The sequence below is a fragment of the Pedobacter sp. KBW06 genome, from assembly GCF_003852525.1.
GTDB lineage: Bacteria > Bacteroidota > Bacteroidia > Sphingobacteriales > Sphingobacteriaceae > Pedobacter.
Genome location: NZ_QAJL01000001.1, coordinates 1,496,930 through 1,510,883, shown reverse-complemented (window position 1 = coordinate 1,510,883; position 13,954 = coordinate 1,496,930). Strand labels below are relative to the sequence as shown.

Below are 13,954 nucleotides of genomic sequence, written 5' to 3'. Positions count from 1 at the left end.
GGGGAGTTAGGCAACAAATTAAAGGAAACTTTCCAGATCGCCCTTACCCTCACGAATGATTTCGAATTCTCCGGAAGTACAATCTACAACGGTAGAAGGCTCATTGTCACCGTATCCGCCGTCAATTACCAGGTCTACTTTATCTTCGTACTTCTCGTGGATCAATTCCGGATCTGTAGAATATTCAATCAACTCATCGTCATCTTTTATGGAAGTCGATAGGATCGGATTGCCAAGCAACATGACAATTTCACGGGCAATGGCATTGTCAGGAACACGGATACCTACTGTTTTTTTATTGGAGCTCAACAGTTTTGGTACATTGTTGTTCGCATTGAATATAAAGGTGAACGGACCAGGTAATGCTTTTTTCAATACCCTGAATGTAGTGGTATCAATGGGTTTAATATAGTCTGAAATGTGTCTGAGGTCAGAACAGATGAAGGAGAAGTTGGCCTTTTCTGGTTTGATTCCCCTCAGCCGGCAAATCTTTTCTATGGCTTTCTGGTTGGTAATATCGCAACCCAACCCGTAAACGGTATCGGTAGGATAAATGATGATGCCTCCTTTTTTTAAGACTTCCACCGCTTGTTCTATTGCTTTAGGATTCGGATTTTCAGGATAGATTTTGATAAGCATATGTAAAATTACAAAATCTTTATACCTTATTATGCTTATTATTGTTCTATTAGTATGTTTTTATTAAATTAAACCATATGAGAAAAGCTTTTATCGCAATTGCTGCATTTCTGGTGACCGCAACGGTCATGATCAGCCTGGCCTGGCCACCATTCTACTGGGCTTTTATCTTTATCGGACCAATTATCATATTAGGGGTTTACGACCTTTACCAGCCCAAACACAGTATCGTCAGGAATTATCCCGTGGTTGGCCGCTTAAGGTATTTTATGGAAGACCTGCGTCCAAAAGTCTATCAGTATTTTGTGGAAAGTGATACGAATGGGAAACCATTCAGCAGGTTGAACCGCTCGCTGATTTATCAAAGAGCAAAAAAAGAGAACGATACGATTCCATTTGGTACACAGCTGGATGTTTATGAAAACGGATATGAATGGCTGAGTCACAGCATTGCCGCGATCAGTCATACGGAACTGGATGAAGATCCAAGAGTGCTTGTCGGCGGTCCTGGTTGTAAAAAGCCATACTCTGCAAGTATCTACAATATATCGGCCATGAGTTTCGGTTCATTGAGTCAGAATGCGATTCTTGCCTTAAACGGAGGAGCCAAACTAGGGAACTTTGCCCATAATACAGGAGAAGGCGGAATCAGTGATTACCATGCCAATCCTGGAGGAGATCTCATTTGGCAAATCGGAACAGGTTATTTCGGTTGTCGCCATCACGATGGTAGTTTTAATTATGATGCCTTCGCAGAACGATCACAGTCTGAACAGGTGAAGATGATTGAGATTAAACTTTCCCAGGGTGCGAAGCCAGGACATGGAGGGATTTTGCCAGCCAAAAAAGTAACTCCCGAAATTGCAAGGATCAGGCTGGTGAAAGAAGGCTTTGATGTGATCTCCCCACCTGCACATGCCGCTTTTAAAACACCCTTGGAGCTGGTGGCTTTTGTGCAAAAATTAAGGGAGTTGTCGGGCGGTAAACCCATCGGAATAAAATTGTGTATTGGTCGCAGAAGCGAATTTTTTGCCATTTGTAAAGCAATGTCAGAAACAGGAAGTTATGTCGACTTTATCACAGTTGATGGAGGTGAAGGTGGTACGGGTGCATCACCTCAGGAATTTTCTAATGCGGTAGGTATGCCCTTGAGAGAAGGGGTGGCTTTTGTATATGATGTACTGAGTGGTTTTAACCTGAAACAACACATCAAGATCATCGCTTCCGGAAAAATCTCTTCGGGATTTGACCTGGTAAAAAACATTGCTTTAGGGGCAGATCTGTGTAACTCTGCTAGAGGAATGATGTTTGCACTGGGTTGCATACAGGCTTTGGAATGTAACAGCAATACTTGTCCGACAGGAGTGGCTACGCAAGATGCCAGCCTGATGAAAGGACTCGTTGTAGAAGATAAAAGAGTCCGGGTGTTTAACTTTCATAAGCTGACGGTAGAAAGTGCCGTTGAGCTGCTCGGCGCCGCGGGATTACACCACACATATCAGTTGACAAGAGCTTATATCAACAGAAGGATTGCTCCCAATGTGATGCAGTCGTACATGGAGAGTTTCCCTTATATTCCGGAAGGTAGCTTATTGAGAACACCTTACCCTTTGAGGTTTGAGCTGGGAATGGCATTGAGTACTTCTGCTAGTTTTACACCTACGGATTACAAGGTTTCTATTGTAGATTATGCGCATGCAAATTCTTTTAATGACAATTTGACGCCTGGAGGGTAGTTCCGCTCATGCTTAGTATCTCAGGCTTTCTGCGCTCAATAAATGTAGAGATTCCTCAAAGGCTGAAATCTTTTGCGCTGAAGGGCGCAAATCTTTCTATGCCTTTTCTGAACTCCACATTTATTGGAGAAATCCTGCATAGAATTAAGGTTCGCTCCACAAGCTAAACCTCGACCCGGGTATTATTTTAATAGTGTTATTTAGGGAGGGGATTAGATGGTGTGGAAGGTAAGTTCTATTGGGCGGTATGAAGAATAGAATGTTTGATTGAGTTATTGGATGGTTAATTGTATGACTAAGTAGGGAGTTCAGTTAGGCGATATAGAGGTTGGGATGTTTAATTGAGCTATATCAGAGTAGGCAGTTCAATTGAACGGTATGTAGAATAGAATATTCGATTGAATTATTGAAATAGAAATATAAGATGTTTAATTAAGTTCAGGTGGGACGTTCAATTGCATCATGCGAAGGAGCAAAATTTTTTAAACAAAAATGTCCCTCTGCTTTGAAGACATTCGAATATTTGCCCTTCAGCAAAGATTCGGGGATGAAAAGGAGATGGGATATTTTTGTAACACTTAATTTCCCCAACCAAAAAACAAAAAAGCCGGTTCCATTCAAATGAAACCAGCTTTTTTGTTTTATAAAGATTAAAACTCAGCGTTTCTCGGGAAACGTGGAAAAGCAATCACGTCTCTGATATTCGTCATTCCGCTCACAAAAAGTACCAGTCTTTCGAAACCTAATCCGAATCCTGCATGTGGAGCTGTTCCAAAACGTCTGGTGTCTAAATACCACCACAATTCTTCCTGTGGGATGTTCAGCTCTTCCATTCTTTGAACGAGTTTATCCATACGTTCTTCTCTTGCAGAACCACCTACCATTTCTCCGATTCCAGGGAAAAGGATGTCCATGGCGGCAACTGTTTTTCTGCCCTGAGCATCAGGCTCATTCTGACGCATGTAGAATGATTTGATATCTGCCGGGTAGTCTGTTAAGATCACCGGTTTTTTGAAATGTTTTTCTACCAGATAGCGTTCGTGTTCCGACTGAAGGTCTGCTCCCCATTCATCAATAAGGTATTTGAATTGTTTCTTTTGATTTGGTTTGGAAGACCTCAGGATGGCGATGGCTTCTGTATAAGTCAGGCGCTCAAAGTCATTGTTCAGACAGAAGTTAAGCTTCTCTATTAAAGAAAGCTCACTGCGTTCATTCTGTGGTTTGGTTTTTTCCTCCTCCAGTAAACGGTTGTTCAGGAACTCTATTTCTTCAGGGCAGTTTTTCAAGGCATAGTCGATGACATACTTCATCATGTCTTCTGCCAGCTGCATGTTGTCTTCAAGGTCTGCGAAAGCAACCTCAGGTTCAATCATCCAGAATTCTGCAAGGTGACGGGTTGTATTTGAATTTTCAGCTCTGAAGGTAGGACCGAATGTATAAATCTGTCCAAATGCCATTGCTGCAAGCTCACCTTCCAGTTGTCCCGATACGGTAAGGTTGGTGGCACGGGCAAAGAAATCTTGTGAGAAATCTACTTTACCGTCTTCGGTACGTGGGGTATTGTCAAAGTCCAGAGTGGTTACTTTGAACATTTCACCGGCACCTTCAGCATCGGAAGCTGTAATTACAGGGGTATGCATATACACAAAGCCTCTGTCGTTATAAAACTGATGAATGGCAAAAGCCAGGGCATGACGCAATTTGAAAACGGCGTTGAAAGTATTGGTACGGAAGCGCAGATGCGCAATTTCTCTCAGGAATTCTAAACTGTGTTTCTTAGGCTGTAACGGGAATTTTTCCGGATCACTATCGCCTAATATTTCAATGGAATTTGCTTTTATATCAACTCTCTGGCCTTTACCAACGGATTCCACAATAATTCCTGTAACGGATATTGCAGCTCCGGTAGTAATGCGTTTTAATAAATCTTCAGGGGTATTATTGAAGTCGACAACGATCTGGATATTTCCCATGCAGGAACCATCATTTATAGCTATAAACTGATTGTTACGGAAGGTACGAACCCAACCCATAACGGTCACTTCTCTGTCGAACTGCTCTGTCTCTAACAGGCTTTTTACTTTTTCTCGTTTTATCATGATTTTATTGTGGAGAGCGTCAAAAATAAGGATTTCATTCAATAAATAAGAGGGAATAGGTTGCTTATATTCAATTGTATAATGATTTTTTTTATGTTTCTTAATATATTAAGTTTGCGTTTCATTCTCAATCATATTAACGTGCAACCAAATCTTAAACTTTCCTTCTGGCAAAATGCCATTGGTGATGTCTATAACTTTTCTCTAGAAGAACGTATTTTTAATACCATGTGCATCTTTGCTTTCTTTGCTATGGCAGTGGAAGCTCCCTATAACTATGTCGTGAACCTGAAAGCACTGGCATGGCTTTGTTGTGTATGTATGTTGTTTATCCTGGCCTTATACTATGGGTCGAGGGTGAAGCGGAAGTCTTCCTTGTGCATTATGTTTTTTTGCCTGGCTTGTAACATTGCTTTTATTTTCTGTTATTTCTATAATTCAGGGATTCTTGGCCCGAATATTTTGCTCTTTGCGCTTTCTTTTTTTATCATCATTACCATTATTCCCAAGCAGCAGTATGTGTTTTGGGTGCCGCTCAACCTGCTCGTAGTGCTTGCGGTGTTGGTTGTAGAACTTTACTGGCCGCATTTAGCACCAAACTTATACCTCAATAATGCGGTGAGAACGATCGATTTTGGGGTGACTTACATCGTCGCCACTACCCTGATTTTCTTTTCTATCAGCTATATGCGAAAGAATTATGACCATGAAAGGTCTTCTGTTGAGGAGCGGAACAGGGCGATCGAAGTGCAGAATGAAGAGATTCTTTTTCAAAAGCAGGAGCTGGAATACCTGAACCGGGAAAAGGACAGGTTGCTTTCCATTGTGGCGCATGATGTAAGGATGCCATTGAGCTCTATACAGGGATATCTGGAGTTGCTGAATGCAGTAGGACTGGAGGAAGGGGAAAAGTCTTTTATAGAAGAGCAATTGCTGGAAATCACCAGAGATACTTCTGAGATGCTCATGAACCTGCTTTCCTGGTCAAGAACTCAGCTGATGGGAACCAATGTTCAGTTGAAGTCTCTGGATGTGAACGAGGCGCTGAAGAACTGGCTGAAAATTGAAAAGTCAATAGCTGATAAGAAAGGGATTCGCCTGAATGTTTTAACGGCCGGACAATTGAACTTAATGGCGGATCATGATATGCTGCATCTGGTGATCAGGAATCTGGTGTCCAATGCGCTGAAGTTTACGCCGGCTGGAGGAGAGATTATTGTATCTACCAGGTATCGCGATAATGAGGGTATGATTATTATTTCCGACAATGGAATCGGGATTTCCGATGATAAGCAGGAAAACCTGTTTCATCTTAATGCTTCCGCCACCTATGGCACCAACAATGAAAAAGGAATCGGATTGGGACTGTTGTTATGTAAAGAGTTCACGGAACAGCAGCAAGGTAAAATCTGGTTTGAGAGTAAGGAAGATAAAGGCACTGTTTTTTATGTTTCCTTTAAATTAGGAGCTGTTTAGTGGTTTGTTTTTGGTGTTTTTTGATTTTATGAGCATTTTTTATTCTTAATTTGATTTTATTGTTAGTGTTTTTGTGTTTTTAGTCATTTTATTTTTGTTTTTAGCTAAAATTTGAATTTTTATGGTGATTGTTTGGATTATTTTTGTGTGTTTTGTTGATTTTTGTGTGTTTTAATTTGTTTTGTTGTCTTTTATTTTGGTCTTTTTGGTGATTTTATGATTTTTTGTTGAAATAAATTGTGTTTTTTGTCTTTAAGTTATATATTTGTGTCAGCTCGTTTAATTTATATTTGGTTAAAGAAGCCTCCCGTTGGATGACTGGAGGCTTCTTATTTTTGTAACCTGCCGGGAATAGGAAAAATGTTGACGGGAATAATAAAATGTTGTTGGCAATGGGGGAATCATGCTGACAATAGGAAATCATGCTGGCAATGGGGAAATGAATAAAATCATCATGGCATTTTGGCCGGGTTGGGAATTGATCCGCACCTGCGCTGTTTGTTGATGAAAACAATGGAAACCAGAAGTATCGAAAATATAGGTCATAAAAAAAGGTCAATTGAATGAACAATTGACCTTTTTTTATGATAGGTAATTACCTGATACTATGAAAGTACTTTAGTAACTAAAGCAGCTGCATCTTTCAATGCGATTGCTGAATATACTTTTAATCCTGACTCATCAATTAACTGTTTCGCTTCTGCGGCATTGGTACCTTGTAAACGACAGATGATTGGAACAGGAATATCTCCGATTTCTTTGTAAGCATCAATTACACCTTGAGCTACACGGTCACAACGAACGATACCACCAAAGATATTGATTAGGATTGCTTTAACATTAGGATCCTTAAGGATGATGTTAAAACCTGCTTTTACAGTTTGTGCATTTGCAGTTCCACCAACGTCAAGGAAGTTGGCAGGCTCACCACCAGCAATTTTGATGATGTCCATGGTCGCCATAGCTAAACCAGCACCGTTAACCATACAGCCAACATTACCATCTAATTTTACATAGTTTAAGTTTGATTCGCTGGCTTCAACATCTGTTGGATCTTCTTCCAGTTTATCACGCATTGCTGCATAATCAGGATGACGGAACAAAGCGTTTTCATCTAAATCAACTTTAGCATCTACTGCGATGATTTTGTCATCAGAAGTTTTTAATACCGGGTTGATCTCAAACATAGCAGAGTCAATGCTGTCATAGGCTTTGTAAAGCGCAGTAACAAATTTCACCATCTCTTTAAAAGCAGCTCCGCTCAATCCAAGATTGAAGGCAACCTTACGGGCCTGGAATCCTTGAAGACCAACTTTAGGGTCAATCTCTTCTTTGAATATTAGATGAGGTGTTTTTTCTGCTACTTCTTCAATATCCATTCCACCTTCGGTAGAATACATAATGATGTTCTTGCCCGTTGCACGGTTTAGCAATACGCCTACATAGAACTCTTTAGTTTCTGAAGCTCCGGGATAATATACATCCTGTGCAACTAAAATTTTGTTTACTTTCTTACCTTCAGGGCCAGTTTGTGGGGTTACCAATTGCATGCCCAGGATTGCAGCAGCTCTCTCTTTAACCTCGTCAAGGTTTTTGGCCAGTTTTACACCTCCGCCTTTACCTCTTCCGCCTGCATGGATTTGTGCTTTAATCACAACCCAATCAGAATTGAAGTCAGTTTTCATTTTTTTAGCAGCTTCTACAGCCTGCTCAACCGTGTCGGCAACAATGCCTTCTTGTACGGCTACACCAAAACTTTTAAGTATTTCTTTACCTTGATATTCGTGGATATTCATTTGCTGAAAAAATTTGTCCAAATCTACAATTTCAGATTGGTTTTAAAAACAGTAAGTTTGCATTTATGCTAAAAGCTACAGGTATAAAGAAAGCTTATGGAAATTTACCCATCCTGAAAGGGGTGGATTTTGAAGTGGCAAAAGGAGAAATTGTAAGTATCATCGGTGCTTCCGGAGCAGGGAAAAGCACATTGTTGCATATATTGGGGACTTTAGATAAGCCTGATCAGGGCACGGTCGAACTGAACGGCGCCAAAGTGAATCTGCTTTCCGGTGAGCTGTTAAGTCTCTTTCGTAACAAAAATATAGGCTTTGTTTTTCAATTCCATCACCTGCTGCCCGAATTCAGCGCAATGGAGAACATCTGTATTCCTGCTTTTATTGCTAAAACAGGTAAAAAGGAAGCCGAACAACGTGCCATGGAGCTGTTAGACCTTTTAGGCCTCAAAGACCGGGCAAGCCATAAACCCAACGAGCTTTCCGGAGGAGAACAACAACGGATTGCCGTAGCTAGGGCATTGGTGAACAGGCCCTCAATTATATTGGCCGATGAGCCTTCAGGAAATCTGGACTCTGCCAATGCCAATGCTTTGCATGAATTCTTTATCACCCTCAGGGACAATTTTAAACAGACCTTCGTCATTGTGACACACAATGAAGGGCTGGCAAAAATCAGTGACAGGGTAGTCACCATGAAAGACGGATTAATCATATAACATTTTGAAGATATTAATTACAGGAGGTAAATCTGCAGCAACACTAAAACTGCTGAAAGCATTTTCCGATGACCATATATTACTGGCAGACTATGGCGATATGCCTTCATTCAGCTCTGCAGCCTATCAGATGCATTCTTTAGGAACGCGGAATGACGATACTACAGCGCATAATTTATTAAATAACTGTCTGGACGAAGGAGTGGAAATGATTCTGCCACTCCATCCTTTTGAAATAGAAGCGGTTTCCAGGTCTATCGTCCTGTTCGAAGAATTTGGAATCTCTGTATTGCTCCCGGAAATCAGTAAACTGGATCAATACCTGAGCACAGAAAAGCAATCGGGTAATTGGGCTATTTATCGGGATGGGACCCTCTTGTTCTCTTCAAGCCCTTCTGATGAGCAGCTAAAGCCTGAAAAAGAAGCAGGCTTAAACGGCGCTTTCTACATCATCGCCGGTACCGAAGGACTGGAGCCTATTTTATTTACAATCAATTAATACCCCATCATTCTATATATTCATGGTATCTGAAAAACTCTTAGAAGAAAAACAAGCTTTTGTTTTTGAACTTGACGATGTTCTTTATCCCGAAAAAGATTACTTACTCCAGGTATATTACCTGTTTGCACAGTTTATTGAATATGGGGAGCAGTTGAATGCCACAGAAATCCTTCAGTTTATGCAGGAGAAATACCTTGCAGACGGACCCGAAGAGATCTTTACTGAAACTGCTGCTAAATTTAATATTCCATTGAAATACCAGGTTAACTTTGATCTGCTGCTTCAAAATGCAAGGCTTCCTTTAAAACTGTTGATCTTTAATAAAATGCTGAATTCTTTACAGGAAATTGTAGCTAAAGGAAAGCAGGTATTTTTATTTGTATCCGGCGATCCGGCGATGCAGTTGAATAAAATCAGACAGATTGAATGGAATGGTCTGGAGCAGAACCTGGTGGTCTATTTTGCCGCAGAAATCGCCGAAAAACCATTTGCTGCCGGATTGGAATTGATCCTGGAGAAACATGGTTTAAAAGGGGAGGAGCTGTTGTTTATTGGTAAGGAAGGGCTGGACAGGGAATGCGCCTTGAATGCAAAAATTGATTTTTTAGCTGCAGATAAACTATTGGAGGATTAATTACGTTAGTATTCCCATAACAACCTGCGGTAATGCTGTTTAATTATCTTAAATTTGTTATAATCTAACTCTATATCGATGATAAAACATATGCCCTCCGGACGTTATGCTGCACTGGCCGTCATAGTGCTTGCTCTGGGATTTACAGCCTGTAAAAAGAACAAAGTAGAACCGACACCGGAGAAAAAACCACAGACGAGCGATCCGGCTACCGGAAATACTCAGCAAACACCTACGACGGATAGAGTTCAGCTCACGAATGACTCTTTGTTCCTTTATGCCAAAGAAGTCTATTACTGGAATGAAGCATTGCCGACCTATGATGAATATCTGCCCAGGAAATATACAAATGGCGCTGCTAATCTGGATAAGTATAAAAATAATCTTTTTAATATAGGTAAGATTTCCGCATCTGTTGATTACAGACAGGGTTATTCTTCCTTAAAATACTCTTTCATAGAGGACGCAACCGCGGCTAACCCTCAGGCGAGCATACCTAATTCACTGGCTTCTGTAGATTCAGAAGGTAATGGGAATGATGTGGGGATCAGAATTGATGCCTACAGAACCGATGCAAATAATCCGCTGACCTATAGTTTAATTGTGACTGCAGTTTATCCCGGTTCTCCGGCGGAGGCTGCCGGTGTGAAGCGGGGATGGGTAATCAGAACTGTTAATGGTCAGTCTTTTGGAGCCAACATCAATACGGAGTATAATGCTGCCATTAATGCATTTGAGGGTGCAAGTTTAGCAATAACAGGGACCGTATATACCGGAGGAACAAAGCTGAACGACTTTGCATTGACCCTAACCAAGAAAAGTTATAAAAGCAGTCCGATTTATAAAGCGATTACGCTTACGGCTGGAACAAAGAAGATTGGTTATCTGGCTTTCGCCAGGTTTTCGACTTTGGACAATACTACAAAAGGAGACTTGGATGCCGCTTTCGCTGATTTCTCTACAAGGGGAGTTAAAGACCTCGTGATCGACCTTCGTTATAATGGAGGTGGATACATCAACACCGCAGAATACCTGATCAATCTGATTGCCCCTTCTGGTCTCAATGGAAAAGTGATGTTCAGGGAATATTATAACAATACCATGCGCAGTAGAAAGGCAGGAATCCTGATCAATCAGCCGGTTACCGACGTCAATGGCAAATTAATATATGACAGGACGCTTGGAAGAAACCTGACTCAGGCAGATGACGATTACAGCCCTGAAGCTCAATCTACTTCATTTAGTAAAAAAGGAGCATTGACGGGGGTAACTAATGTCGTTTTTATTGTGTCTGACAGAACTGCTTCCGCAAGCGAACTCGTGATTAATAGTTTAAAACCTTTTGTAAATGTTAAATTGGTTGGTGAAACCACTTATGGAAAACCTGTAGGTTTCTTTCCAATAAGGATTGAAAACCGATATGATGTTTTCTATGCGATGTTTGAAACTAAAAATGCGAATGGCGAGGGAGGCTATTTCAATGGAATCGTTCCTGATTACGATGCCGCGACATCGACTGAAGCTACTTTTTTTGACAATCCCCTTTATGAATTCGGAGATGTAAAAGAAGGGTACCTCGCGAAGGCGGTAGCTGCCATTCCCGGGACTGCTGGATCTTCTGCATTGGCTTCAGCTAAAAGCGCAAGAATGAGCGTTAGGGAGGAAAGTAACACGACGACTGCTGTTCCGCCAATGATCCTGGTATCCAGGGATAGAAATACAGAGTTTATAGGAATGATTAAAACTCCGGGAAGAAGACAGTAACGCTTAAGCTGCTGTTAGTCAGTTGATTTTTTTGAATGTAAAAGCCTATTTACACAATTATGTAAAAATGACTTTGAAGTATCTGTTTTTATTGCGATTTTAATTGTTTAAACGCATATTTAATTAGAATTAAGGCATTATATTATGATAGGGGAATTAATCGAAAAAGAGTCAATAGACATCAGTCAGATCATACCTGCTGAACAAAACCATACAGAAGAATTGAGAGATAAGCTGAACTCTGCACAGCGACTTGGAAATGAGTTTAAGTCTAAGGCAGATATCTCCTTCAATACCAAGGAAGGGCCACGAACGGTTTCTACGACCGTTTGGTCAGTGACAGAAAAATACATTCAGCTGAAAAACGGAATTCACATTCCTTTGAGCAGTTTGCTGGCGATAGAATTTTAAGGCTTATTGCTTTTTCATCCGAAGCTTTTCTCTGAAGATGGATTTTAAATTACGTTCTTTATCGATGTTGTTGATGATTTCCAGAATGGAAGCGGCAGCATCGATAAAGAACTTTTTGTTGATGTTCTGGTATTCGTCTGTGGCCTTATGGTAATCTTTATGGTCTTCCACACCGAAGTAGATAAAAGGAATATCTTTTGCATTAAATGAACCCTGGTCACTTTGATCCGTCCAGTCTTCATGACCTGTTTTAGGATCGTCATGTCCCAGCAACACCTTGATCCGGGGATCTGTGCTGATAAAATATTTCTTTAATTCCGGATACTTGTAAGTTCCGCAGGCATACAGTTCGCCTTTGTCATTGTGGCTGATCATGTCCATATTGATGTTTAGCTTAATTTTTTCCAATGCTACCGGCGGTTTTTCTACAAATGCCTTTGAGCCCCTTAAGCCCATTTCCTCTGCATCAAAAGCAGCGAAAATTAACGTATAGTTGGGTTTGTTATTTTTATAGTATTCCGCAAATTTTAACAAGGCTGCGACACCCGATGCGTTATCATCTGCTCCGTTGTACACCTCATTATTCATAATGCCAACATGGTCATAATGAGCCGAGATCACAATCACATCTTCATTTTTTCCGGGAATGCAGGCCAGCAGGTTCTTTCCAAAGATCTCTACCCCTTTGTTGTTTCTGAAAGAGAAGACCTGCTCATATCCGGAAAGTAAAGGGATCGGTTTTAAGCCGATTTGCTTGAATCTGGTGTTTATGTATGCCCTTGCCATTTCTGCGCCTTTGGTGCCGGTCTTACGTCCTTCATAAGCATCCGAAGAGAGTACCTCCACATCTTTAAGCAGTTGCTGTTCTGCTTTTGAGAAATGGGTTGCAGTTTGTGCCTGTACGGGTTTCTTTACGGAATTGCAACTCAACAACACAACGAATGGTAATAGCAGGTATACTTTCATCTTTTGATCTGGTTCTAGGTAAGCTAAAGGTAATTATATTAGCTGACATCTCCTCCGACATCTGATTGTCAAAACTTAAACCAGTGTGGAATGTTTTGATATTATGAGGTAATTTCAGCTCAGTACATCATTAAAAATTCAGTACATCATTAAAAATAAAAGATCAATGGAATATAGACGTTTAGGTAAGTCAGGATTACAGGTAAGTGCACTTTCTTTAGGAAGCTGGCTTACGTTCGGACAACAGATCAGCGATAAAACTGCAGATGAGTTAATGGGAATTGCTTACGATGCCGGGGTTAACTTTTTCGACAATGCAGAAGGGTATGCGGAAGGGAAATCGGAAGAGGTGATGGGGAAAATCCTGAAATCCCGTAAATGGGAGCGGGAATCCTTTGTCGTGTCCAGTAAAGTATTTTTTGGGACAGAGAATAAGGGGCCGAACAGGGTTGGTTTATCGCGCAAGCACGTGATAGAAGCCTGTAACGCTGCGTTGAGACGTTTGCAGGTAGATTACCTCGACCTGTATTTCTGTCACAGGCCGGATAAGCATACGCCAATTGAAGAGACGGTATGGGCAATGAATACCTTACTGCAACAAGGGAAAATTCTGTACTGGGGAACTTCTGAATGGAGTGCTTCGGAGATCATGGAAGCGATCAGGGTTGCAAAGCAATACAATTTGATTGGCCCAACGATGGAACAACCTCAATACAACCTGTTGGAGCGGAATAAGATGGAGAACGAATACCTCTTGCTGTTCAGGGAATACGGGCTGGGCACCACGATCTGGTCGCCGTTGGCCTCAGGATTATTGTCCGGTAAATATACTTCAGGAAATACGAAGGATACCCGTCTGGAACTGAAAGGGATGGAGTGGTTGAAAGATGCCGTTTTAAATGAAGAGAAGCTTAAAAAGGCGGAAAAACTGCAGGGGCTGGCCGACGGGTTAAACATTCCATTGGCGAAGTTGTCATTGGCCTGGTGTCTTAAAAATCCAAATGTAAGTACCGTAATTCTGGGTGCTTCTAAGACTGCACAGCTGAAAGAAAATCTGACTACCCTGGAGGTGCTTCCTTTGTTAACGGAAGAGGTTTTGACAAGCATAGAAGAGATCATGCAAACCAAGCCACATTTGCCTCAGTTTTAAAATCAGCAGGTTAAAGAAAAAGGCCGGTGTTTGAACAAAACACCGGCCTTTTTTATTGCTTTTAA

General features: G+C 41.1%; 12 protein-coding genes. 8 read left to right on the top strand and 4 right to left on the bottom strand.

The window, feature by feature from the left end; all coding sequences use genetic code 11:
* Positions 1 to 18 precede the first annotated feature (18 nt).
* Positions 19 to 639: an L-threonylcarbamoyladenylate synthase gene (locus DBR43_RS05940; protein WP_073231098.1), complete on the bottom strand. Its 621-nt coding sequence runs from the start codon at positions 637 to 639 to the stop codon at positions 19 to 21.
* Between the two features lie 77 nt (positions 640 to 716).
* Here DBR43_RS05940 and DBR43_RS05935 point away from each other — a divergent pair, with 77 nt between their 5' ends.
* Positions 717 to 2,375: an FMN-binding glutamate synthase family protein gene (locus DBR43_RS05935; RefSeq protein ID WP_124578831.1), complete on the top strand. Its 1,659-nt coding sequence runs from the start codon at positions 717 to 719 to the stop codon at positions 2,373 to 2,375.
* A 650-nt stretch (positions 2,376 to 3,025) separates the two neighbouring features.
* Here DBR43_RS05935 and asnS read toward each other — a convergent pair.
* Positions 3,026 to 4,474 carry an asparagine--tRNA ligase gene (asnS, locus tag DBR43_RS05930; RefSeq protein WP_074605033.1) on the bottom strand — a complete coding sequence of 483 codons (1,449 nt, stop codon included), beginning with the start codon at positions 4,472 to 4,474 and terminating at the stop codon, positions 3,026 to 3,028.
* Positions 4,475 to 4,615: 141 nt separating this feature from the next.
* Here asnS and DBR43_RS05925 point away from each other — a divergent pair, with 141 nt between their 5' ends.
* Positions 4,616 to 5,950, top strand: a complete 1,335-nt coding sequence (locus DBR43_RS05925; RefSeq protein WP_158622439.1) for a sensor histidine kinase — start codon at positions 4,616 to 4,618, stop codon at positions 5,948 to 5,950.
* Positions 5,951 to 6,555: 605 nt separating this feature from the next.
* Here DBR43_RS05925 and sucC read toward each other — a convergent pair.
* Positions 6,556 to 7,746 carry an ADP-forming succinate--CoA ligase subunit beta gene (sucC, locus tag DBR43_RS05920; protein ID WP_073231105.1) on the bottom strand — a complete coding sequence of 397 codons (1,191 nt, stop codon included), beginning with the start codon at positions 7,744 to 7,746 and terminating at the stop codon, positions 6,556 to 6,558.
* 65 nt (positions 7,747 to 7,811) lie between these two features.
* Here sucC and DBR43_RS05915 point away from each other — a divergent pair, with 65 nt between their 5' ends.
* The 5 genes from DBR43_RS05915 (at position 7,812) to DBR43_RS05895 (ending at position 11,773) form a co-directional block, all read left to right on the top strand.
* Positions 7,812 to 8,462, top strand: coding sequence for an ABC transporter ATP-binding protein (locus DBR43_RS05915; RefSeq protein WP_124578827.1), 651 nt, complete (start codon positions 7,812 to 7,814; stop codon positions 8,460 to 8,462).
* A 4-nt stretch (positions 8,463 to 8,466) separates the two neighbouring features.
* Positions 8,467 to 8,961 carry a hypothetical protein gene (locus DBR43_RS05910; RefSeq protein ID WP_124578825.1) on the top strand — a complete coding sequence of 165 codons (495 nt, stop codon included), beginning with the start codon at positions 8,467 to 8,469 and terminating at the stop codon, positions 8,959 to 8,961.
* 22 nt (positions 8,962 to 8,983) lie between these two features.
* Positions 8,984 to 9,598: an HAD hydrolase-like protein gene (locus tag DBR43_RS05905; protein WP_124578823.1), complete on the top strand. Its 615-nt coding sequence runs from the start codon at positions 8,984 to 8,986 to the stop codon at positions 9,596 to 9,598.
* A 78-nt stretch (positions 9,599 to 9,676) separates the two neighbouring features.
* Positions 9,677 to 11,362, top strand: coding sequence for a S41 family peptidase (locus DBR43_RS05900; RefSeq protein WP_124578821.1), 1,686 nt, complete (start codon positions 9,677 to 9,679; stop codon positions 11,360 to 11,362).
* Positions 11,363 to 11,506: 144 nt separating this feature from the next.
* Positions 11,507 to 11,773: a hypothetical protein gene (locus DBR43_RS05895; RefSeq protein ID WP_199756963.1), complete on the top strand. Its 267-nt coding sequence runs from the start codon at positions 11,507 to 11,509 to the stop codon at positions 11,771 to 11,773.
* Between the two features lie 3 nt (positions 11,774 to 11,776).
* On the opposite strand, the gene DBR43_RS05890 is transcribed toward DBR43_RS05895, so the two are convergent.
* On the bottom strand, positions 11,777 to 12,739 hold the full coding sequence (locus DBR43_RS05890) for a M20/M25/M40 family metallo-hydrolase (RefSeq protein WP_124578818.1): 963 nt from the start codon (positions 12,737 to 12,739) through the stop codon (positions 11,777 to 11,779).
* Between the two features lie 166 nt (positions 12,740 to 12,905).
* Here DBR43_RS05890 and DBR43_RS05885 point away from each other — a divergent pair, with 166 nt between their 5' ends.
* On the top strand, positions 12,906 to 13,889 hold the full coding sequence (locus DBR43_RS05885; RefSeq protein ID WP_124578816.1) for a potassium channel beta subunit family protein: 984 nt from the start codon (positions 12,906 to 12,908) through the stop codon (positions 13,887 to 13,889).
* Positions 13,890 to 13,954 lie beyond the last annotated feature (65 nt).